This is a genomic window from Pseudomonas sp. NFX224 (genome assembly GCF_048565165.1).
Lineage (GTDB): Bacteria > Pseudomonadota > Gammaproteobacteria > Pseudomonadales > Pseudomonadaceae > Aquipseudomonas.
In genome coordinates this window covers 2038360-2060492 of sequence record NZ_CP183416.1, presented here as the reverse complement: position 1 = coordinate 2060492, position 22133 = coordinate 2038360, and the positions used below count along the sequence as shown (strand labels likewise).

The 22133-nt window shown below is 60.4% G+C and carries 18 protein-coding genes; 12 read left to right on the top strand and 6 right to left on the bottom strand.

The window, feature by feature from the left end; translation table 11 throughout:
- The first annotated feature begins 11 nt into the window (after positions 1-11).
- The 6 genes from ACNYC6_RS09345 (at position 12) to ACNYC6_RS09320 (ending at position 7732) form a co-directional block, all read left to right on the top strand.
- Positions 12-761 carry a FadR/GntR family transcriptional regulator gene (locus ACNYC6_RS09345; RefSeq protein WP_419712055.1) on the top strand — a complete coding sequence of 250 codons (750 nt, stop codon included), beginning with the start codon at positions 12-14 and terminating at the stop codon, positions 759-761.
- 385 nt (positions 762-1146) lie between these two features.
- Positions 1147-2058: a 5-dehydro-4-deoxyglucarate dehydratase gene (kdgD, locus tag ACNYC6_RS09340; protein ID WP_338584682.1), complete on the top strand. Its 912-nt coding sequence runs from the start codon at positions 1147-1149 to the stop codon at positions 2056-2058.
- 61 nt (positions 2059-2119) lie between these two features.
- The gene (locus ACNYC6_RS09335; protein ID WP_419712054.1) at positions 2120-3565 is read left to right on the top strand and encodes an aldehyde dehydrogenase family protein; all 1446 of its coding nucleotides are present in this window, start codon (positions 2120-2122) and stop codon (positions 3563-3565) included.
- A gap of 102 nt (positions 3566-3667) precedes the next feature.
- Complete coding sequence (locus ACNYC6_RS09330; RefSeq protein ID WP_419712053.1) at positions 3668-5038, top strand: MFS transporter; 1371 nt, start codon at positions 3668-3670, stop codon at positions 5036-5038.
- Positions 5039-5049: 11 nt separating this feature from the next.
- Positions 5050-6603 (top strand): galactarate dehydratase, encoded by a 1554-nt coding sequence (garD, locus tag ACNYC6_RS09325; RefSeq protein ID WP_419712052.1) that lies wholly within the window; start codon positions 5050-5052, stop codon positions 6601-6603.
- Positions 6604-6790: 187 nt separating this feature from the next.
- Positions 6791-7732: an AEC family transporter gene (locus ACNYC6_RS09320; protein ID WP_419712051.1), complete on the top strand. Its 942-nt coding sequence runs from the start codon at positions 6791-6793 to the stop codon at positions 7730-7732.
- A 43-nt stretch (positions 7733-7775) separates the two neighbouring features.
- Here ACNYC6_RS09320 and ACNYC6_RS09315 read toward each other — a convergent pair whose 3' ends face one another.
- The 6 genes from ACNYC6_RS09315 to gatC form a co-directional block, all read right to left on the bottom strand.
- Positions 7776-8156, bottom strand: a complete 381-nt coding sequence (locus ACNYC6_RS09315; RefSeq protein ID WP_419712050.1) for a carboxymuconolactone decarboxylase family protein — start codon at positions 8154-8156, stop codon at positions 7776-7778.
- Positions 8153-9214, bottom strand: coding sequence for a calcium/sodium antiporter (locus ACNYC6_RS09310; protein ID WP_419712049.1), 1062 nt, complete (start codon positions 9212-9214; stop codon positions 8153-8155). The genes ACNYC6_RS09315 and ACNYC6_RS09310 overlap by 4 nt, the downstream gene beginning before the upstream one ends.
- A 50-nt stretch (positions 9215-9264) precedes the next feature.
- The gene (locus ACNYC6_RS09305) at positions 9265-9636 is read right to left on the bottom strand and encodes a septal ring lytic transglycosylase RlpA family protein (RefSeq protein ID WP_419712048.1); all 372 of its coding nucleotides are present in this window, start codon (positions 9634-9636) and stop codon (positions 9265-9267) included.
- A gap of 148 nt (positions 9637-9784) precedes the next feature.
- Entirely contained in the window at positions 9785-11230 is a 1446-nt protein-coding gene (gatB, locus tag ACNYC6_RS09300) for an Asp-tRNA(Asn)/Glu-tRNA(Gln) amidotransferase subunit GatB (protein ID WP_150718643.1), read from the bottom strand.
- 10 nt (positions 11231-11240) lie between these two features.
- The gene (gene gatA / locus ACNYC6_RS09295) at positions 11241-12692 is read right to left on the bottom strand and encodes an Asp-tRNA(Asn)/Glu-tRNA(Gln) amidotransferase subunit GatA (protein WP_253562811.1); all 1452 of its coding nucleotides are present in this window, start codon (positions 12690-12692) and stop codon (positions 11241-11243) included.
- A gap of 16 nt (positions 12693-12708) precedes the next feature.
- Positions 12709-12996 (bottom strand): Asp-tRNA(Asn)/Glu-tRNA(Gln) amidotransferase subunit GatC, encoded by a 288-nt coding sequence (gene gatC, locus ACNYC6_RS09290; RefSeq protein WP_007976465.1) that lies wholly within the window; start codon positions 12994-12996, stop codon positions 12709-12711.
- Positions 12997-13207: 211 nt separating this feature from the next.
- On the opposite strand from gatC, the gene mreB reads away from it, so the two are divergent.
- The 6 genes from mreB (at position 13208) to ACNYC6_RS09260 (ending at position 22071) form a co-directional block, all read left to right on the top strand.
- On the top strand, positions 13208-14245 hold the full coding sequence (gene mreB, locus ACNYC6_RS09285; RefSeq protein WP_002555108.1) for a rod shape-determining protein MreB: 1038 nt from the start codon (positions 13208-13210) through the stop codon (positions 14243-14245).
- A 179-nt stretch (positions 14246-14424) separates the two neighbouring features.
- Complete coding sequence (mreC, locus tag ACNYC6_RS09280; RefSeq protein ID WP_419712047.1) at positions 14425-15546, top strand: rod shape-determining protein MreC; 1122 nt, start codon at positions 14425-14427, stop codon at positions 15544-15546.
- Complete coding sequence (gene mreD, locus ACNYC6_RS09275; RefSeq protein WP_419712046.1) at positions 15546-16037, top strand: rod shape-determining protein MreD; 492 nt, start codon at positions 15546-15548, stop codon at positions 16035-16037. The genes mreC and mreD overlap by 1 nt, the downstream gene beginning before the upstream one ends.
- Positions 16038-16080: 43 nt before the next feature.
- On the top strand, positions 16081-16677 hold the full coding sequence (locus ACNYC6_RS09270) for a Maf family protein (RefSeq protein ID WP_419712045.1): 597 nt from the start codon (positions 16081-16083) through the stop codon (positions 16675-16677).
- A gap of 57 nt (positions 16678-16734) precedes the next feature.
- The gene (gene rng, locus ACNYC6_RS09265) at positions 16735-18192 is read left to right on the top strand and encodes a ribonuclease G (RefSeq protein ID WP_419712044.1); all 1458 of its coding nucleotides are present in this window, start codon (positions 16735-16737) and stop codon (positions 18190-18192) included.
- Between the two features lie 75 nt (positions 18193-18267).
- Positions 18268-22071, top strand: coding sequence for a YhdP family protein (locus tag ACNYC6_RS09260; protein WP_419712043.1), 3804 nt, complete (start codon positions 18268-18270; stop codon positions 22069-22071).
- Positions 22072-22133: the final 62 nt, after the last annotated feature.

Genomic DNA, 22133 nt, shown 5'->3' with positions numbered 1-22133 from the left:
AGATGTCCACCATGGAAAACCTGAACGACGCACCACGCCTACCTCGCAAGCGCCGCAGCCTCGCTCAGGAACTGGTGACGGTGCTGTCCGAGCAGATCCGCGACGGTCACCTCAAGCGTGGTGACAAGTTGCCCACCGAGTCGGCGATCATGGACGCCCATGGCGTCAGCCGAACCGTGGTGCGCGAAGCGATTTCCCGTTTGCAGGCGGCAGGGCAGGTGGAAACCCGTCACGGGATCGGCACGTTCGTGCTGGATACGCCGAGCCCGAGCGGTTTCCGTATCGACCCGGCAACCGTGGTGACCCTGCGTGACGTGCTGGCGATTCTGGAGTTGCGCATCAGTCTCGAGGTGGAATCCGCCGGTCTTGCCGCGCAACGTCGCAGCCCCGAACAATTGGCACTGATGCGCGCAGCACTGGATGCGCTGAACGAAAGCGTCTCCCACGCCAGCGACGCCGTGGCCTCGGACTTCCAGTTCCATTTGCAGATTGCGCTATCGACCGGCAACCGCTACTTCACCGACATCATGACGCACCTGGGCACCAGCATCATTCCGCGCACCCGTCTCAACTCCGCGCGGCTGGCTCACGACGATCAGCAGCACTACATGAATCGCCTGAGCCGTGAGCACGAAGAAATCTACGACGCCATTGCTCGTCAGGATTCCGATGCGGCTCGTGCGGCCATGCGCTTACACCTGACCAACAGCCGTGAGCGGTTGCGTCATGCGCATGAAGAGGCTGAGGCGCAGCGGGTTTAGTCTGACTGCCTCAGACGCCCCCATCGTCTGAACTACCGCTATCGCGAGCAGGCTCGCTCCTGCACTAGATCTCGCCACATTGAAGATCCTTGTGGGAGCGAGCCTGTTCGCGAGAGGGCCGTAAGCCGTATAAAAAACCTGAAAACATCCCAAATCTTCCGACAACGTATCTCTCAAGCGACCGTTTATCTCGGCGCTCGCAACTCTTCTCCCTCCGCTGAAGCCCGCTAAAAACCTGAGTCTCAGCCGTTCTTGTCGAACAATTTTCACCTCCAGCGATGAAATGCAGTTGACGGTTGTATTTTAAGTTGTACGATGACCTACAACCTCAGCGTCGGGCTGAACGGTTTTCTCACACAACGTCGCAACTCAGGGTGTTCGAATAATGAATCCACAAGAACTGAAGTCCATCCTCTCTTCCGGTCTGCTGTCTTTCCCGGTTACCGATTTCAATGCACAGGGCGACTTCAACCGCGCTGGCTACATCAAGCGTCTGGAATGGCTGGCCCCATACGGCGCCTCGGCTCTGTTCGCCGCAGGCGGCACCGGTGAGTTCTTCTCTCTGGCGGCCAGCGAATATTCGGAAATCATCAAGACTGCCGTCGACACTTGCGCCACCAGCGTGCCAATCCTGGCCGGCGTGGGCGGTTCGACTCGTCAGGCCATCGAGTACGCACAGGAAGCCGAGCGTCTGGGCGCCAAAGGCCTGTTGCTGCTGCCGCACTACCTGACCGAAGCCAGCCAGGACGGCGTTGCCGCCCACGTTGAAGCCGTGTGCAAATCGGTCAACATCGGCGTCGTGGTCTACAACCGTAACGTCTGCCGCCTGACCGCGCCGCTGCTGGAGCGTCTGGCCGAGCGTTGCCCGAACCTGATCGGCTACAAGGATGGCCTGGGCGATATCGAGCTGATGGTGTCGATCCGTCGCCGCCTCGGTGATCGTTTCAGCTACCTGGGCGGTTTGCCGACCGCTGAAGTCTACGCCGCCGCCTACAAGGCGCTGGGCGTGCCGGTCTACTCCTCGGCGGTGTTCAACTTCATCCCGAAAACCGCGATGGACTTCTATCACGCGATCGCTCGTGAAGATCACGCCACCGTTGGCAAGATCATCGACGACTTCTTCCTGCCGTACCTGGACATCCGTAACCGCAAGTCTGGCTATGCCGTGAGCATCGTCAAGGCGGGGGCAAAAATTGCCGGTTACGACGCAGGTCCTGTGCGTGCACCACTGACCGACCTGACCGGCGAAGAGTACGAAATGCTCGCCGCGCTGATCGACAAGCAGGGTGCGCAGTAACACATCCGATTAAGTAAGGCCGCTGAGCAATCAGCGGCTTTTTGCGTGAGGAGATCTTAAAGTGGCAGATGCAAAGCGTTTCGATAACTACATCAATGGTGAATGGGTTGCCGGTGGCGACTACTCGGCCAACATCAACCCGTCCGAGCTGAGCGACACCATTGGCGATTACGCCAAGGCTGACTTGGCTCAGGTTAACGCCGCCATCGATGCTGCCCGTGCCGCGTTCCCGGCGTGGTCCACTTCCGGCATTCAAGCGCGTCACGATTCGCTGGATAAAGTCGGCACTGAAATCCTCGCCCGTCGCGAAGAACTCGGCACCCTGCTGGCCCGTGAAGAAGGCAAGACCCTGCCCGAAGCCATCGGCGAAGTGACTCGCGCCGGTAACATCTTCAAGTTCTTCGCCGGTGAGTGCCTGCGTCTGTCCGGCGACTACCTGCCGTCGGTGCGTCCGGGCGTCAACGTCGAAGTGACTCGCGAAGCCTTGGGCGTGGTTGGTCTAATCACTCCGTGGAACTTCCCGATTGCCATTCCTTCGTGGAAAATCGCCCCGGCCCTGGCCTACGGCAACTGCGTCGTGCTCAAGCCTGCTGATCTGGTACCGGGCTGCGCCTGGGCGCTGGCGGAAATCATCTCCCGTGCAGGCTTCCCGGCCGGCGTGTTCAACCTGGTGATGGGCAGCGGTCGTGTGGTTGGCGATGCACTGGTGCACAGCCCGAAAGTCGACGGCATCAGCTTCACCGGTTCCGTGGGCGTCGGTCGCCAGATCGCCGTGAGCTGCGTGTCGCGTCAAGCGAAAGTCCAGCTGGAAATGGGCGGCAAGAACCCGCAGATCATTCTCGACGACGCCGACCTCAAGCAAGCGGTCGAGTTGTCGGTACAGAGCGCGTTCTACTCCACCGGTCAGCGTTGCACGGCATCGAGCCGCTTCATCGTCACCGCCGGCATCCACGACAAGTTCGTTGAAGCCATGGCCGAACGCATGAAGTCGATCAAGGTCGGCCACGCGCTGAAAGCCGGTACCGACATCGGTCCAGTGGTTTCCCAGGCTCAGCTTGAACAAGACATGAAGTACATCGACATCGGCCAGTCCGAAGGTGCGCGTCTGGTCAGCGGCGGTGGTCTGGTGACTTGCGACACCGAGGGCTACTTCCTCGCGCCAACGCTGTTTGCCGACAGCGAAGCGTCGATGCGTATCAGCCAGGAAGAGATCTTTGGCCCGGTGGCCAACATCGTCCGCGTGGCCGATTACGAAGCTGCACTGGCCATGGCCAACGACACTGAATTCGGTCTGTCGGCGGGCATCGCTACCACGTCGTTGAAGTACGCCAACCACTTCAAGCGCCACTCCCAGGCCGGGATGGTGATGGTCAACCTGCCGACCGCCGGCGTGGATTACCACGTTCCGTTCGGTGGGCGTAAAGGTTCATCCTATGGATCACGTGAGCAAGGTCGCTATGCGCAAGAGTTTTACACGGTCGTAAAAACTGCCTACATCGGATCGTAACCCCACGCTGCACCCGCGCAATGCCCACGCCCAGGGCCTTGCGCGGCACAAAACCAAAGAATGTTTGACCCGCATAAAAATAATCAGTGGGAGTACATCTACATGCAATCGACCCAGAAGCCGACTCACGTCCGCTATTTGATCCTGCTCATGCTGTTTCTGGTGACCACGATCAACTACGCCGACCGGGCTACCATCGCAATCGCCGGCTCCAGCCTGCAAAAAGACCTCGGCATTGACGCGGTCACCCTCGGTTACATCTTCTCCGCATTCGGTTGGGCCTACGTGGCCGGGCAAATTCCCGGTGGCTGGTTGCTGGACCGTTTCGGCTCGAAAAAAATCTATGCATTGAGCATCTTCACCTGGTCGCTGTTCACCGTGCTACAGGGTTATGTCGGCGAGTTCGGCATGTCCACGGCCGTGGTTGCGCTGTTCATGCTGCGCTTCCTGGTGGGCCTGGCCGAAGCGCCATCCTTCCCTGGCAACGCACGTATCGTGGCAGCCTGGTTCCCGACCGCTGAACGCGGCACCGCCTCGGCGATCTTCAACTCGGCGCAATACTTTGCCACCGTGTTGTTCGCACCGTTGATGGGCTGGATCGTCTACAGCTTCGGCTGGCAGCACGTGTTCATCGTCATGGGTGTGATCGGCATCATCTTCTCCGGCGTCTGGCTGAAAGTCATCTACAGCCCGCGCCAGCACCCGATGATCAATGACGCCGAGTTCAAGCACATCGCCGACAACGGCGGCATGGTTGACATGGACCAGGACAAAGGCAAGGGCAAGAAGGGCGACGGTCCGAAGTGGGATTACATCCGTCAACTGCTGACCAACCGCATGATGCTCGGCGTGTACCTGGGCCAATACTGCATCAACGGCATCACTTACTTCTTCCTGACCTGGTTCCCGGTGTACCTGGTGCAGGAGCGTGGCATGACCATCCTCAAGGCTGGTTTCATTGCCTCGTTGCCAGCGATCTGCGGTTTCATCGGTGGTGTACTCGGCGGGGTGATTTCCGATTACCTGTTGCGCAGAGGCCATTCCCTGACGTTCGCTCGCAAGGCGCCGATCATTGCCGGCCTGCTGGTTTCCAGCAGCATCGTGGCCTGCAACTATGTTGATGTTGAATGGATGGTCGTCGGCTTCATGGCGCTGGCATTCTTCGGCAAAGGCGTGGGTGCGCTTGGCTGGGCCGTGGTGTCCGACACCTCGCCGAAGCAGATTGCCGGCCTGAGCGGTGGTTTGTTCAACACCTTCGGTAACATCGCTTCGATCACCACCCCGATCGTGATTGGCTACATCATCAGTTCCACCGGTTCGTTCAAATGGGCGTTGGTATTCGTCGGTTGCAACGCACTGGTCGCGGTGTTCAGCTATCTGGTCATCGTTGGTCCGATCAAGCGAGTGGTGCTCAAAGAGCCACCAGTCAACGGTCCTGAAACCAACAACAAATTGTCTCAAGCGCATTCCTGAGGAGCGGCGTCATGCAGTTGATTGAACATTCCGACTCGCCGCGCTACATCCGCCTGCACGAGCGGGACAACGTGGTGATCGTGGTCAACGATCAGGGCGTACCGGCCGGCACCGAGTTTTCGGACGGCCTGGTCACCGTGGATTTCGTGCCACAGAGCCACAAGGTCACCCTGGAAAACATTCCCGAGGGTGGCCAGGTGATTCGTTACGGCCAGGTCATTGGCTACGCCTTGCAGCCGATTCCACGCGGCAGTTGGGTCAAGGAAGATCAATTGCGCATGCCGACCGCGCCGCCGCTGGACAGCCTGCCGCTGTCCACCGAAGTGCCGGCCGCGCAAGCACCGCTGGAAGGCTTCACCTTCGAGGGTTATCGCAATGCCGACGGCACCGTCGGCACGCGCAACATTCTCGGCATCACCACCACTGTGCAATGCGTGACCGGTGTGCTGGATCATGCGGTCAAGCGCATCAAGGACGAGTTGCTGCCCAAGTACCCGCACGTCGATGACGTGGTGGCGCTGACCCACAGCTACGGCTGTGGCGTGGCGATCACCGCGACTGACGCGTACATCCCGATTCGCACGGTGCGCAATCTGGCGCGCAACCCGAACCTGGGCGGCGAAGCGTTGGTGATCAGCCTGGGCTGCGAAAAATTGCAGGCCGGGCAGGTGATGCACGAAGACGATGCTTCGGTGGACTTGAGCGAGCCGTGGTTGTATCGCTTGCAGGATTCCAGCCACGGTTTCACCGAGATGATCGAGCAGATCATGGAACTGGCGGAAACCCGTCTGAAGAAGCTCGATCAACGTCGTCGGGAAACCGTGCCGGCGTCCGAGCTGATCCTCGGCATGCAGTGCGGCGGCAGTGATGCGTTCTCCGGCATCACCGCCAATCCGGCGCTGGGCTACGCCTCGGACCTGTTGCTGCGCGCCGGTGCGACGGTGATGTTCTCCGAAGTCACCGAAGTGCGCGACGCGATCTACCTGCTGACTTCTCGGGCGCAAACCAAGGAAGTCGCTCAGGAACTGGTACGGGAAATGGACTGGTACGACCGTTATCTCGCCAAGGGTGAAGCGGATCGCAGCGCCAACACCACGCCGGGCAACAAGAAGGGCGGGTTGTCGAACATTGTCGAGAAGTCGTTGGGCTCGATCGTCAAGTCCGGCAGCAGCGCGATCAGCGGCGTGCTTGGCCCTGGCGAGCGGTTCAAGGACAAAGGCCTGATCTTCTGCGCGACCCCCGCCAGCGACTTTGTCTGCGGGACGTTGCAATTGGCGGCGGGGATGAACCTGCATGTGTTCACCACCGGGCGTGGCACGCCTTACGGCTTGGCCATGGCGCCGGTGGTGAAGGTGTCGACCCGGACCGAACTGGCGCAACGCTGGCCGGACCTGATCGACATCGACGCAGGCCGAATCGCTACCGGCCGCGCTTCCATCGAGGAGCTTGGCTGGGAGTTGTTCCACTACTACCTGGACGTGGCCAGCGGCAAGCAGCAGACGTGGGCTGAAAAGCACAAGCTGCATAACGACATCACGTTGTTCAACCCGGCGCCGATCACCTGAGACCGCGTTATCGTTCATCGCCAGCAGGCTGGCTCCCACAGTGTTCTTCAGTGTTCACACAGTTTGTGCAACAGAGAAGATCTCCTGTGGGAGCCAGCCTGCTGGCGATGTCGATCTACCAGACGGCAACGTCCTCGGTGGCTTATCATTAGCCACCTAACGACGCCCACCCAAAGGTCCTCCCGGCATGCTGGCAATTTTCCTCGAAACCCTGAACATCACCGCACCGGTGTTCGCCATGCTGTTTCTCGGGGTGTTGCTCAAACGCATCGACTGGATCAACGACAACTTCATCCACACCGCGTCATCCCTGGTATTCAACGTCACCATGCCGGCGTTGCTGTTTCTGGGCATTCTGCATGCCGACCTGCACGCCGCGCTGCAACCGGCGCTGCTGATCTACTTCTCCCTCGCGACCCTGGTGTGCTTTGCCATTGCCTGGGGCTGGGCGATCTTCAAGTGCCCGCGTGAGGATCGCGGGATCTACACCCAGGGCGCCTTCCGCGGCAACAATGGGGTGATCGGCCTGGCGCTGGCGGCGAGCATGTACGGCGACTACGGGATTTCCCTCGGAGCGATTCTCGCGGCGCTGGTGATCCTGTTCTACAACACGCTCTCGACCATTGTGTTGGCGGTGTACAGCCCGGTGATCAAGTCCGATCCGTGGAGCATCTGCAAAAGCGTCATGATCAATCCGTTGATCATCAGCGTGTTTGCGGCGGCCCCCTTTGCATACTTCAAAATCAGCCTGCCGGGATGGCTGGAGACGTCCGGCCAGTACCTGGCGCAAACCACATTACCGCTGGCGTTGATCTGCATCGGCGGCACGCTGTCGCTCGCGGCGATGCGTAAAAGCGGTTCGATGGCGTTCAGTTCAAGCCTGGTGAAAATGCTCGGCCTGCCGATTCTGGCAACGCTCGGTGCGTGGCTGTGGGGCTTTCGCGGTGCGGAGCTGGGGATTCTGTTTCTGTACTTCGGCAGCCCGACCGCCGCGGCCAGTTTTGTCATGGCCCGCGCGGCGGACGGCAATCATGAGCTGGCGGCGGCGATCATCGTGATTACTACGCTGATGGCGGCGGTGACCACCAACATCGGGATTTTTTTGTTGCAGTGGGGCGGGTGGATCTGAAAATCAAAAGATCGCAGCCTGCGATCTTTTCAAGACAACGAAATTATTCCGGCTTCTGGTACGCATCAATCACTTCCTGCGCTGCCCGAAACGCATCAATCGCCGCCGGTACGCCCGCATACACCGCGCAATGCAGCAACGCCTCACGAATCTCATCCACGGTGCAGCCATTGTTCAGCGCACCGCGCACGTGGCCTTTCAATTCCTGCGGGCACTTCAGCGCGGTCAGCGCGGCGAGGGTGATCAGGCTGCGGGTTTTCAGCGGCAGGCCTTCGCGATTCCACACCGCCCCCCAAGCGTGCTCGTTGACGAAGTCCTGCAACGGCTGGGTGAATTCGGTGGCATTGCCCAGCGCGCGGTCGACGAAGGCGTCGCCCATCACTTGGCGACGTACTTCAACGCCGGGTTTCTTGTTTTCGGTCATGGCAATTCCCTCTTATGGTGTTGGCGACGCCAGGCGCGCAGCGACGTGAACAGCAAGAACGCCAACAGCGCCGGCAGGACGAAAAACAGCATCAAATGTTCAAGCTTGCCCGCCAGCGGCATGCCGGTGGTGAACGACACCACGTGCAGGCCGTAAGCCAGGTACAAACCCAAAAACAGCAGGCCTTCGGCGCGGGTCACCCGGTAACCGGAATAGAACACCGGCAGGCACAACGCCGCGACGCCGAGCATCACCGGCAAGTCGAATTCCAGAGCGTTGGGCGATACCGACAAGGGTGACGGCGCGACCAGCGCGGTCAAACCCAGCACCCCCAGAAGATTGAACAAGTTGCTGCCGATGACGTTGCCCACGGCAATCTCCCGCTGACCGCGCAAGGCAGCGATCAACGAGGTGGCGAGCTCCGGCAGTGATGTGCTGACGGCGACAATGGTCAGGCCGATGATCCGCTCGGACAGCCCGAGATCAGTGGCGACCGCCACTGCGGCGCCCAGCAGTAAATGCCCGGCGTATACCAGCATCCCCAGACCGGCGACGATCATCAGCAGGCTGGTGAACCATGGCGCCTCCCCGGTGTGATCATGGGTCGATACCGGGCGCACAGAATGCCGTGACTGGCGCAGCAACAACGCCAGATACAGCAGCAACGCCGTCAGCAACATCACGCCGTCGGCGCGGGTCAATTCTTCATTCCACGCCAGGACGAACACCAGCAGGCTGGCGCCGATCATCAGCGGAATGTCCAGGCGCACCAGTTGCCGCGAAACCCGCAGCGGAATGATTAGCGCCGATAACCCGAGCGTGACGAGGATGTTGAAAATGCTGCTGCCGATCACGCTGCCGACGGCGATGTCGGCGTTGTGGGCCAGCGTGGCTTGCAGGCTGACGGCCATTTGCGGCGCGCTGCTGCCGAGGGCGACGATGGTCAGGCCGATGATCAGAGGACGCACATGCAGGCGGGCGGCCAGGCGCACGGCGGCGCGCACCATCAATTCGGCGCCGGCAATCAGCAGGAACAGTCCGCTGAGCAATTCGATCACGCTGATCAGGGGTAAGTCGGCTAGTCCGAAAATGGCCAGGGCTCCAGGTGTCAGTCGAGGGCTTGCACGCGTACCCGCGCGGTGCCGCTCTTGAGCATGCCCAAGCGTTCGGCGGCTTCATGGGACAGATCGATCAGACGGCCACGGGTATGCGGCCCGCGGTCGTTGATGCGCACCACGCAGGATCTGTCGTTGTTCAGGTTGGTGATCTTCACCCGCGTGCCGAACGGCAACTGGCGGTGGGCGGCGGTCATGGAATTCTTGTCGAAACGCTCGCCGCTGGCGGTGCGTTTGCCTTGGTGTTTGGCGCCGTAATACGAGGCAACGCCGGTTTTGTCGTAGCCGTGTGGATCGACGGTGTCGGTGCTGGCGCAACCGGCCAGTAGAGAGAGCAGGGCGCAAAGGCTGAGCAGACGCTTCATTGAAGGTTTCCCGAAAACAAATGTGGGAGCCAGCCTGCTGGCGATTGCGGAGTGTCAGACACGGATATGTTGAATGTCAGACCGCTATCGCCAGCAGGCTGGCTCCCACAAGGAGTGGAGCCAGATTTGAAGGCTGGCTCCATTTGCATCAGCCTTCGAGCTTGCTTTTCAGCAATTCGTTCACTTGTTGCGGGTTGGCCTTGCCTTTGGAGGCTTTCATGGCCTGGCCGACGAAGAAGCCGAACATCTTGCCGCGCTTGGCTTCGTCTGCCGCGCGGTATTGCTCGACTTGCTCGGCGTTGGCCGCGAGCATTTCGTCCAGCACCGCCGAGATCGCGCCGGTGTCGGTCACTTGCTTGAGGCCGCGCTTGTCGATGATCTCGTCCGCGCTGCCTTCGCCGTTGGCCATCGCTTCAAACACCACCTTGGCAATCTTGCCGGAGATGGTGTTGTCCTTGATGCGCAACAGCATGCCGCCCAGTTGCTCGGCCGAGACCGGCGACTCTTCGATGTCCAGGCCTTGCTTGTTGAGCAGGCTGCCAAGCTCGACCATCACCCAGTTCGCCGCCAGTTTGGCGTCGCCGCCGATGCTCGCGACTTTCTCGAAGTAATCGGCTTGTTCGCGACTGGTGGCCAGCACGCTGGCGTCATAGACCGACAGACCGAACTGCTCCTGGAAGCGTTCGCGTTTCTGCGGTGGCAACTCCGGCAGGGTGGCGCGCACGTCGTCGAGGAACGAGTTCTCGATGACTACCGGCAGCAGGTCCGGATCGGGGAAGTAACGGTAGTCGTTGGCTTCCTCTTTGCTGCGCATTGGACGGGTTTCGTCCTTGTTCGGATCGTACAGACGGGTCTGCTGGATCACCTTGCCGCCGTCTTCGATCAATTCGATCTGGCGCTGGATTTCGCTGTTGATCGCTTTCTCGATGAAGCGGAACGAGTTGACGTTCTTGATCTCGCAGCGAGTGCCGAACTCGACCTGGCCTTTTGGACGGATCGACACGTTGCAGTCGCAGCGCAGCGAGCCTTCGGCCATGTTGCCGTCGCAAATCCCGAGGTAACGCACCAGTGCGTGAATCGCCTTGACGTAGGCCACGGCTTCCTTCGCGCTGCGCATGTCTGGCTCGGAAACGATTTCCAGCAACGGCGTGCCGGCACGGTTCAGGTCGATGCCGCTGGCGCCGCTGAATTCTTCATGCAGGCTCTTGCCGGCGTCTTCTTCCAGGTGCGCGCGGGTGATGCCGACGCGTTTGACCGTGCCATCTTCAAGGGCGATGTCCAGGTGGCCCTTGCCGACGATCGGCAATTCCATCTGGCTGATCTGGTAGCCCTTCGGCAGGTCCGGGTAGAAATAGTTTTTACGGGCGAACACATTGTGCTGGCCGATCTCGGCGTCAATCGCCAGACCGAACATCACCGCCATGCGCACCGCTTCCTGGTTCAGCACCGGCAGCACGCCGGGCATGCCCAGGTCTACGAGGCTGGCCTGGGTGTTCGGCTCGGAACCGAAGGTGGTGGAACTACCGGAAAAGATTTTCGACCGGGTGGTGAGCTGGGTGTGAATCTCCAGCCCGATCACGACTTCCCATTGCATGTGTATCTCCTCAGAAGCCGGTTGGGGTGCGGGTGTGCCAGTCAGTGTTCAACTGATACTGGTGCGCAACGTTGAGCAAGCGGCCTTCCTGGAAGTACGGGGCGAGCAGTTGCACGCCGACCGGCAGTCCGTCGACAAAACCGGCCGGCATGGACAAGCCCGGCAGACCCGCGAGGTTGGCGGTGATGGTGTAGACGTCTTCCAGGTACGCAGCGACCGGGTCGCTGTTCTTGGCGCCGAGCTTCCAGGCCGGGTTTGGCGTGGTTGGGCCGAGGATGATGTCGACCTCATTAAAGGCAGCCATGAAGTCGTTCTTGATCAAGCGACGAATCTTCTGCGCCTTGAGGTAGTAGGCGTCGTAGTAACCGGCGGACAGCGCATAGGCGCCGACCATGATCCGGCGCTGCACTTCCGGCCCGAAGCCTTCGCCACGGGAGCGCTTGTAGAGGTCTTCGAGGTTTTTCGGATCTTCGCAGCGATAGCCGAAGCGCACGCCGTCGAAACGCGACAGGTTGGAAGAGGCTTCCGCCGGAGCGATCACGTAGTACGCAGGAATCGCGTGCTGCATGTTCGGCAGGCTGATTTCCTTGATCACCGCGCCGAGCTTTTCCAGCTCTTTGACGCTGTTGTGGATCAGCTCGGCGATGCGCGGGTCGAGACCGGCGCTGAAATACTCTTTTGGCACGCCAATGCGCAGGCCTTGTAGCGAACCGTTGAGGCTGGCGCTGTAGTCCGGCACGGGCTCATCGATGCTGGTGGAGTCGTTTGGATCGAAGCCGGCCATACCTTGCAACAATATTGCGCAGTCTTCGGCGGTGCGTGCCATCGGGCCGCCCTGATCGAGACTGGAGGCGTAGGCGATCATGCCCCAGCGGGAAACGCGACCGTACGTCGGTTTTAACCCGGTGAGGTTGGTCAGGGCCGCGGGCTGACGAATGGAACCGCCCGTGTCGGTGCCAGTGGCGGCGGGTAGCAGACGAGCGGCGACCGCGGCAGCAGAACCACCCGACGAACCACCCGGTACGTGTTCCAGGTTCCACGGGTTTTTCACCGCGCCGTAGTAGCTCGACTCGTTGGCCGAACCCATGGCGAATTCGTCCATGTTGGTCTTGCCCAGGGTCACGGCCCCGGCAGCGGCCAGTTTGGCGACGACGGTGGCGTCGTACGGTGCTTTGAAGTTGTCGAGCATCTTCGAGCCGCAGCTGGTGCGGATGCCCTGGGTGCAGAACAGGTCTTTGTGGGCGATCGGCGCGCCGAGCAGGGCGCCGCTCTCACCATTGGCCCGGCGGGCGTCGGCGGCTTTCGCCTGCGTCAGCGCCAGGTCCTCGGTGAGGCTGATGAAACTGTTGAGCTGTGGATCGAGCTGGGCGATGCGCGCCAGCAGGACCTTGGTCAGCTCTTCGGAGGAAAACTTTTTATCGGCGAGTCCGCGGGCGATCTCGGCCAGAGTCAATTGATGCATTGCAGGCTCTTTCCCTTTAGTCGATGACTTTCGGAACCAGGTACAGGCCGTTTTCGACCGCTGGTGCGATGGACTGGTAGGCCTCGCGGTTATTGGTCTCGGTCACGACGTCTGCACGCAGGCGCTGGCTGGCTTCCAGTGGGTGGGCGAGCGGCTCGATACCGTCGGTATTGACCGCCTGCATTTCGTCGACCAGCCCGAGAATGCTGTTGAGGGCCGAAGTGATGTGTGGAAGATCGGCATCATTGAGGCCAAGGCAGGCCAGATGAGCGATTTTTTCCACGTCGGAGCGTTCTAGCGCCATTGGGATTCTCCAGTGGAAAACAAAACGGACAGCGTCCGTGTGTTAGATTGTCGGAACACTACCGCACTTCTACGGTCATAAGGCCGCGATTGTGGGGCTTGGTGCACAGAAAAGCGGCCAATTTAACATATTGGCGCCTTGCCCAAAATCCCTGTCGTTGTTAGAGTTTGCCGCACTTTTTTACCCACGCGTTGCCTAGGGTCCCTTTCCCATGTTCAAGAAACTGCGTGGCATGTTTTCCAGCGATCTTTCCATTGACCTGGGCACTGCCAACACCCTTATTTACGTGCGCGAGCGCGGTATCGTCCTGAATGAGCCATCGGTTGTGGCCATTCGGACACACGGTAACCAGAAAAGTGTCGTTGCTGTCGGCACCGAAGCCAAGCGCATGCTCGGCCGTACGCCGGGCAACATTGCTGCCATTCGTCCGATGAAGGACGGCGTGATCGCCGACTTCAGCGTCTGCGAAAAGATGCTGCAGTACTTCATCAACAAGGTTCACGAAAACAGCTTCCTGCAACCTAGCCCTCGCGTGCTGATTTGCGTTCCATGCAAGTCCACCCAGGTCGAGCGTCGCGCCATCCGTGAATCGGCCCTCGGTGCCGGTGCTCGTGAAGTGTTCCTGATCGAAGAGCCAATGGCTGCTGCGATCGGTGCCGGCCTGCCGGTAGAAGAAGCTCGCGGTTCGATGGTCGTGGATATCGGTGGTGGTACCACTGAAATCGCGCTGATCTCCCTGAACGGTGTGGTTTACGCCGAATCCGTCCGTGTGGGCGGCGACCGTTTCGACGAAGCGATCATCACCTACGTGCGTCGCAACTATGGCAGCCTGATCGGCGAGTCGACTGCAGAACGCATCAAGCAGGAAATCGGTACTGCCTACCCGGGCGGTGAAGTTCGCGAAGTCGACGTTCGTGGCCGTAACCTGGCCGAAGGCGTTCCACGCGCATTCACCCTGAACTCCAACGAAGTGCTGGAAGCTCTGCAAGAGTCCCTGGCAACCATCGTTCAGGCCGTGAAAAGTGCGCTGGAGCAATCGCCTCCGGAACTGGCTTCCGACATCGCCGAGCGTGGTCTGGTACTGACCGGTGGTGGCGCCCTGCTGCGTGACCTGGACAAATTGCTGGCCCAGGAAACCGGTCTGCCGGTGATCGTCGCCGAAGATCCGCTGACCTGCGTTGCTCGCGGCGGTGGCCGTGCATTGGAAATGATGGATAAACACACCATGGATCTGCTCTCCAGCGAATAAGTCGCCGGATCGCCTCTATGCTGTTGAGCGCGCAGGCGGCACTTTGCAGTGCTGCCTGTTCGCGTTTATCTTCTGTCAGTCTGCATCCAGGCCGGTTTGCTGCCGTATGAATAAAGAGAACATTTGCCTGGGAGGAGCGGCTTATTAAACCGCTTTTCACCAAGGGTCCCTCACTGGGCGTGCGCTTGTTGGTGCTGGTCGTGCTTTCGGTCGCGCTGATGGTGGTCGATGCCCGCTTCACACTGCTCAAGCCAGTGCGTAGCCAAATGTCGCTGGTGCTGATGCAGTCTTACTGGATCACCGACCTGCCGCAGCGGCTATGGCAGGGTGTGGCCAGCCAGTTTGGCAGCCGGACTGAACTCGTCGCCGAAAACGAAAAACTCAAGAGCGAAAACCTCCTGTTGCAGGGGCGCATGCAAAAGCTTGCCTCCCTGACCGAGCAGAACGTTCGGCTGCGCGAGTTGCTCAACTCTTCGGCACTGGTCAACGAGAAGGTCGAAGTGGCCGAGTTGATCGGCATGGACCCCAATCCGTTCACCCATCGCATCATCATCAACAAGGGTGAGCGCGACGGAGTGGTCCTCGGTCAGCCGGTGCTCGATGCCCGTGGCCTGATGGGTCAGGTGGTCGAGCTGATGCCGTACACCTCGCGTGTCCTGCTGCTGACCGATTCCACCCACAGCATTCCGGTACAGGTTAACCGTAACGGTCTGCGGGCGATTGCCAGCGGCACCGGGAACCCGGAACGCCTTGAGTTGCGTCACGTGGCGGACACCGCCGACATCAAGGAAGGCGATCTGTTGGTCAGCTCCGGGCTTGGTCAGCGTTTCCCGGCGGGCTACCCGGTGGCCACGGTCAAGGAAGTGATCCACGATTCCGGCCAGCCTTTCGCCATCGTTCGCGCCGTGCCGACCGCGGCACTGAACCGCAGCCGCTACCTGCTGCTGGTGTTCAGCGACACTCGTACTCCGGAAGAACGTGCCAACGACGCCGCGCAGGCCCAGGAATCTCTGGATGCGCAGGGCGGTGGGCCGATCATCCCGGCGACCGTGCCTAAACCGGCAATCGTCCCGGCAATCGTTCCGACAGCTGTTGCGGCTCCGACCGCTCCAGCAGCTCCGGCGACCGCACCGGCTACCGCCACGCCGGTCAAGCCTGCGGCCGCGCATCCAGCCGCGACTAAACCGCCTGTGACTGCGCCCGCTGCCGCCGCCAAACCACCGGCGGCCCAGCCCGCTGTCGTGAAACCTGCTGCCAAACCGCCAGTCTCTGCACCGGCTACCACTGGGGGACGAGAATAATGGTCGGTGTCAAAGCCTCCCGGAACGGCTGGTTGGTCTGGCTGACGTTCGCCATCGGCATGCTGCTCAGCGTGTCGCCGTTGCCGCAATTCATGGAAATCCTTCGCCCGCTGTGGCTGGCCTTGCTGCTGGCGTTCTGGGCGCTGGCCCTGCCGCAGAAAGTCGGGATGGTCACCGCATGGTGCCTGGGCCTGGCTGAAGACGTGATGTATGGCACGTTGCTGGGCCAGAACGCATTGATCCTGACGCTCATCACCTACCTGGTGCTGGCGCTGCAGCAACGTCTGCGGATGTTCCCGATGTGGCAGCAGAGTCTGGTGATCCTGGTGATCTTCGGTCTTGCGCAGCTTGTCCAGCTTTGGCTCAGTGCCCTGACCGGCAATCGTCAGCCAACGCTGGCGCTGGTGTTGCCGGCACTGGTCAGTGCGTTGCTCTGGCCTTGGGTAAGCTTCGGTTTGCGCGGGTTGCGTCGACGCTACAAAATCAATTAATTCGGTCAGGCATTTGCCCGCACCTCGACAGGGAGATGTCTTGATGAGCCTGCTGTACCTCGCCTCTGGCTCGCCGCGTCGGCGTGAACTGCTCACGCAGATCGGCGTGCCGTTCACCGCCGTCAGCGCGGACATCGATGAAACCCCTTTGGCTCAAGAATCGCCCTCGGCCTATGTCGAACGTCTGGCGCGCGGAAAAGCGGCGGCCGGGCGCGACGCCATTGTGTCCGATGCGGATTTTTGCGTGCTCGGCGCCGACACCGCCGTGGTCCTCGACGGAAAAATTCTTGGCAAACCGGTTGATGAAGCCGATGCGTGCGCCATGCTGATGATGTTGTCCGGCAACGAGCATCAGGTGCTGACGGCGATTGCCGTGCTGGATGGCGAGCGTTGCGAGTCTCGGGTCATCACCAGCCAGGTCCGTTTTCGCCAGATCAGTCGCGATGAAGCGGCAGCCTACTGGGCCAGCGGCGAGCCGCGGGACAAGGCCGGAGGCTATGGCATTCAAGGATTGGGCGCGGTGTTTGTCGCCGGGCTCAATGGAAGTTACTCGGCGGTGGTTGGACTGCCGCTGTGCGAAACCGCAGAACTGCTCGGCCATTTCGGCATAACCTGTTGGCAAACCCATAACGCGCGCTAAGCGTCGTACAGACCAGATGCGGCCACTATCGTGAACATGCCTGAACGAGACCCTGCCATGAGTGAAGAGATCCTGATCAACATCACGCCGATGGAATCACGCGTGGCGGTGGTCGAAAACGGTGTGCTGCAAGAGGTCCACGTTGAGCGTACGCAAAAACGCGGGATCGTCGGCAACATCTATAAGGGCAAAGTCGTGCGGGTACTGCCCGGCATGCAAGCGGCTTTCGTCGACATCGGCCTGGATCGCGCTGCGTTCATTCATGCTTCGGAAATTTCCCTGCGCGAAGGCCCAGCGGTGGAGAGCATCAGTGCCCTGGTGCACGAAGGCCAGAGCCTGGTGGTGCAAGTCACCAAAGACCCGATTGGCTCCAAGGGCGCACGGTTGACGACGCAGTTGTCGATCCCGTCGCGCTACCTGGTGTACATGCCGCGCACTGCACATGTCGGCATTTCGCTGAAGATCGAAGACGAAGCCGAGCGCGACCGCCTCAAGCAAGTGGTCACCGATTGCGTCGCCAAAGAAGGCATCAAGGAGGCGGGTGGATTCATCCTGCGAACAGCTGCCGAAGGTGCCGGGGCCGATGAAATCCTCATGGACATCCGCTACTTGCGCCGCCTCTGGGACCAGATCAGCGAGCAGATCAAAACCATCAGCGCGCCAAGTGTGATCTATGAAGACCTGGGTCTGGCGCTACGGACTCTGCGTGACCTGGTGAGTCCGAAGATCGAGAAGATTCGCATCGATTCCCGGGAAACCTTCCAGAAAACCACGCAGTTCGTCGCCGAATTGATGCCTGAGATCGCCGATCGTCTGGAACACTACCCCGGCGAGCGGCCGATTTTCGACCTGTACGGCGTCGAGGACGAAATCCAGAAAGCCTTGGAGCGCAAGGTCCCGCTGAAATCCGGCGGTTATCTGGTGGTCGACCCGGCGGAAGCCATGAGCACCATCGACGTCAACACCGGGGCGTTCGTCGGGCATCGCAACCTCGAAGAAACCATCTTCAAGACCAACCTCGAAGCTGCGACCGCCATCGCTCGCCAGCTGCGCCTGCGCAACCTGGGCGGGATCATCATCATCGACTTCATCGACATGGAAGATGAAGAGCACCAGCGCCAGGTGCTGCGCACGCTGGAAAAACAGCTGGAGCGCGATCACGCCAAGACCAACATCATCGGCATTACCGAGTTGGGCCTGGTGCAGATGACGCGCAAGCGCACCCGCGAAAGCCTTGAACAAGTGCTTTGCGAGCCGTGTATTGCCTGCCAGGGGCGCGGCAAGCTCAAGACACCGGAAACCGTTTGCTACGAAATCTTCCGCGAAATCCTCCGCGAGGCTCGCGCCTATCAGGCGGAAGGCTATCGTGTATTGGCGAACCAGAAAGTTGTCGATCGTCTTCTTGATGAAGAGTCGGGGAACGTTGCCGAACTTGAAGGGTTTATCGGGCGCACCATTCGCTTCCAGGTGGAAACCATGTATTCCCAGGAACAATACGACGTGGTGTTGCTCTGATTCGCGACGTTTTAACTTTTCCTGAACGGCTGGCCTCAGCTTTTTGCAAAACTTTTGCCATGGGAGCCAACTGACATGGAGCGTCTGACACGCATTTTGGCCGCATTGACCCGTTGGGGTCTGGGCCTGTGCGCGTTGGTTTTGGTGTTGATGGCGTTGTACGTCAGTCTCGGTCGGGAACTGGCGCCGCTGGTGGCCGAATACCGCGTCGAGATCGAAACCCGGGCCAGTGAAGCCTTGGGCATGCCGCTGCAAATCGGCGAGCTCAAAGGCAGTTGGAGCGGCTTCGCACCTATTTTGTCGGCTCACGATGTGACGGTTGGCGAGGGCGCCAACGCCCTGCATCTGGAACAGGTGCGCGCGGTGCCGGACCTGTGGGCCAGCCTGCTGGCGCGTGAAGTACGTATCGCCCATCTGGCGTTCAATGGCCTGAAGATCAGTCTCAAGCAAGGCGATGATGGTCAGTGGGCGCTCGAAGGCTTGCCGGTCAAGGACGATCAACCCCTCAATCCGGAACAACTGCTCAATCGCATGCAGATGATCCAGCAGTTGTCGGTGCTCGACAGCCAGGTCACGTTACAGCCATGGGGCGAATCGCCGCTGACCCTGACTTACGTCGGGATGAGCCTGAAAGTCGGTACCGCTCGCCAGCGACTCGATGCCCGTCTGACTCTGCCCGACGGCCAGCCGATGGCGATGAGCCTGAAGACCCGCGTTCGCGCCAGCCAATGGAAAGACGGCGAAGCTGAGGTTTACCTGAGCCTGCCACAAAGCGACTGGTCGAAATGGCTGCCTGAGAGCATCAGCCAACAGTGGAATTTCTCCGAGATCAAGGCCGGTGGCGAGCTATGGGCGACGTGGGGCAAAGGCATCCTGCAAAGCGCAGCGGTGCGTTTGAACGCCCCGCAACTCAACGGCGCCTACGCGGACCGCAAGCCGGTCAAGATCAACAACCTGGCGCTCAACGGCTACTTCCAGCGCAGCGCCGAAGGCAGTCTGGTGACGCTGGATTCCCTGGCCATGAGCTTCGGCGAGACACGTTGGGAAACCCATCTGCAACTCAAGCAAACCGCAGCCTCCGACAAATCGGAAGAGCTCTGGCATCTGCAAGCCGACCGCCTCGATCTCACTCCGATCACGCCGTTGCTCAATGCCCTGGCACCCTTGCCGCAAGGCTTTGCCACGGTGGTCGAAAAGCTCAAAGTCACGGGTGTGCTGCGCAATGTGCTGCTCGACGTGAAACCCAATGCCACCGACGACAGCAAGTTCAGTTTCGCGGCCAACCTCGAACAGGTCGGCTTCGATGCTTATCACGGCGCTCCGGCGGCGCGAAATGTCACGGGCAGCATCAGCGGTGACCTGGGTCACGGCGAGTTGCGCATGGACAGCAAGGATTTCATGCTTCACCTGGACCCGATTTTCGCCAAGCCATGGCAGTACATTCAGGCCAACGCGCGCCTGACCTGGAAACTCGACAAAGAAGGTTTCACCCTGATTGCGCCGTACCTCAAGGTGCTGGGCGAAGAGGGCAAGATTGCCGGCGACTTCCTGATCCGCCTGTACTTCGAAGAAGACCGGGAAGACTACATGGACCTGCGGGTCGGCCTGGTGGACGGCGACGGTCGCTATACCGCCAAGTACCTGCCGACCGTCCTCAGCCCGGCGCTGGACGAATGGCTGCGCACGGCGATTCTCAAAGGGGCGGTGGATCAGGGTTTCTTCCAGTACCAGGGTTCGCTCAATCACGGCGCCGCCGATACCGACCGCAGCATCAGCCTGTTCTTCAAGGTCCACGATGCCGAACTGGCGTTCCAGCCGGGCTGGCCGCATGTCAGCAAAGTCACCGGAGACGTGTTCGTCGAAGACAGCGGTGTGCGGATTCTGGCCAGCAAGGGGCAGCTGCTCGATACCCAGGTCAGCGATATCTACGTCAATATTCCCCATGTACCGCAGGGCCGGAACAGTCATCTGTTTCTCGACGGCGGTTTTGCCGGCGGGTTGGGCGATGGCCTGAAAATCCTCAAGGAAGCACCGATCGGCACCGCCGAGACTTTTGCCGGTTGGGAAGGCGAGGGCGAACTGCAAGGCAAACTCAAGCTGGATATTCCGCTGGCCAAAGGCGAGGAGCCGAAAATCCTGGTCGACTTCAAAACTGCCAAGTCTCGCCTGAAACTGCCCGAGCCACCGCTGGAGCTGACTCAGCTTAAAGGCGATTTCCGCTTCGACAGCACCAAGGGCTTGAGCGGGCAGAACATCACCGCCCGCGCGTTCGACAAACCGGTGACTGCGCAGATTTTTGCCGATGGTCGTGCGGGCAAGCTCAATACGCGGGTCACGGCCTCGGGGCAGGTCGAAGTCAAGAAACTCACCGAGTGGTTGAGCGTGACCCAGCCTTTGCCGGTGAGCGGCGTGATCCCCTATCAACTGCAATTGACCCTGGATGGCGCCGATAGCCAGTTGATGGTCAATTCCAGTCTCAAGGGTGTAGCCGTTGATTTGCCCGCACCCTTCGGCATGACGGCGGATGCGGGGCGGGATACGACGTTCCGCATGACCCTGCAAGGTACGGAGCGCCGCTACTGGGTGAACTACGGTGAACTGGCCAATTTCACCTTTGCCGCACCGACCGGCAATTTTGCCGACGGTCGTGGTGAGTTGTTCCTGGGTAACGGCGATGCCGTGTTGCCGGGCGCGAAAGGGCTGCGGATTCGCGGGGTGCTGTCGGAACTGGACGTGGGTCCGTGGCAGGATCTGGTGAACAAATATGCCGGGCAAGACCCCGGTGGTAGTGCCAAACAGTTGCTCAGCAGTGCGGATTTCAAGGTCGGCAAGCTCAGCGCCCTCGGCACCACACTGGATCAGGCCTCGGTGCAGTTGACGCGCAAGCCGGGCGCCTGGGCCTTGCAACTCGACAGTCAGCAGGCCAAGGGCAGCGCCAGCATTCCCGATGCGAAAGCCGCACCGATGGTGATCAACCTGCAATATGTGCGGTTGCCGGCACCTGACCCGAAGGTCCTGGCCGACGAGAATTCACCGGATCCACTGGCCTCGGTAGATCCGACGAAGATTCCGGCGCTGGATATCACCATCAACCAGTTGTTCCAGGGTAACGACCTGGTCGGCGGCTGGTCATTGAAAATTCGTCCGACGGCCAAAGGTATTGCCTTCAATTCGCTGGACATGGGCCTGAAGGGCATTTTGTTGCAGGGCAGTGGTGGCTGGGAAGGCGTGCCGGGCGCCAGCACGAGCTTTTTCAAGGGCCGGGCCAGTGGCAAGAACCTGGCGGATGTGCTCAAGGGCTGGGGCTTTGCGCCGAGTGTCACCAGCCAGGAATTCCACATGGATGTCGACGGCCGCTGGCCCGGCTCGCCGGCGTGGCTGGCGACCAAACGCTTCTCGGGCACCCTCGATGCGTCGCTCAACGAAGGCCAGTTTGTCGAGGTCGAAGGCAGTGCCCAGGCACTGCGGGTATTCGGCCTGCTCAACTTCAACTCCATTGGCCGGCGATTGCGCCTGGACTTCTCCGACCTGTTCGGCAAGGGCCTGAGTTATGACCGGGTCAAAGGCCTCTTGGTGGCGACCAATGGTGTTTACGTCACCAAGGAGCCGATCCGCCTGACCGGCCCGTCGAGCACCATCGAACTCGACGGTACGCTGAACATGGTGGCCGATCAGATCGATGCGAAACTGCTGGTGACCTTGCCGGTGACCAACAACCTGCCGATTGCCGCACTGATCGTCGGTGCACCGGCCATCGGTGGCGCGTTGTTCCTGATCGACAAGCTGATCGGTGACCGCGTGTCCCGTTTTGCCAGTGTGAAATACACCGTCAAGGGGCCGTGGAAAGAACCGAAAATCACCTTCGACAAGCCTTTTTGAGATTCTTTTTGAAAAGGCGCTCGGCAAGGCGATGGAGTAGCATGGCCGCATACGTTTTCAGG

Bases quoted from the DNA above. Each gene is read 5' to 3' on its own strand.
- ACNYC6_RS09345 (WP_419712055.1), top strand. From the start codon at position 12: ATGGAAAACCTGAACGACGCACCACGCCTACCTCGCAAGCGCCGCAGC.
- kdgD (WP_338584682.1), top strand. From the start codon at position 1,147: ATGAATCCACAAGAACTGAAGTCCATCCTCTCTTCCGGTCTGCTGTCT.
- ACNYC6_RS09330 (WP_419712053.1), top strand. From the start codon at position 3,668: ATGCAATCGACCCAGAAGCCGACTCACGTCCGCTATTTGATCCTGCTC.
- garD (WP_419712052.1), top strand. From the start codon at position 5,050: ATGCAGTTGATTGAACATTCCGACTCGCCGCGCTACATCCGCCTGCAC.
- ACNYC6_RS09320 (WP_419712051.1), top strand. From the start codon at position 6,791: ATGCTGGCAATTTTCCTCGAAACCCTGAACATCACCGCACCGGTGTTC.
- ACNYC6_RS09315 (WP_419712050.1), bottom strand. From the start codon at position 8,156: ATGACCGAAAACAAGAAACCCGGCGTTGAAGTACGTCGCCAAGTGATG.
- ACNYC6_RS09305 (WP_419712048.1), bottom strand. From the start codon at position 9,636: ATGAAGCGTCTGCTCAGCCTTTGCGCCCTGCTCTCTCTACTGGCCGGT.
- gatB (WP_150718643.1), bottom strand. From the start codon at position 11,230: ATGCAATGGGAAGTCGTGATCGGGCTGGAGATTCACACCCAGCTCACC.
- gatA (WP_253562811.1), bottom strand. From the start codon at position 12,692: ATGCATCAATTGACTCTGGCCGAGATCGCCCGCGGACTCGCCGATAAA.
- gatC (WP_007976465.1), bottom strand. From the start codon at position 12,996: ATGGCGCTAGAACGCTCCGACGTGGAAAAAATCGCTCATCTGGCCTGC.
- mreB (WP_002555108.1), top strand. From the start codon at position 13,208: ATGTTCAAGAAACTGCGTGGCATGTTTTCCAGCGATCTTTCCATTGAC.
- mreD (WP_419712046.1), top strand. From the start codon at position 15,546: ATGGTCGGTGTCAAAGCCTCCCGGAACGGCTGGTTGGTCTGGCTGACG.
- ACNYC6_RS09270 (WP_419712045.1), top strand. From the start codon at position 16,081: ATGAGCCTGCTGTACCTCGCCTCTGGCTCGCCGCGTCGGCGTGAACTG.
- rng (WP_419712044.1), top strand. From the start codon at position 16,735: ATGAGTGAAGAGATCCTGATCAACATCACGCCGATGGAATCACGCGTG.
- ACNYC6_RS09260 (WP_419712043.1), top strand. From the start codon at position 18,268: ATGGAGCGTCTGACACGCATTTTGGCCGCATTGACCCGTTGGGGTCTG.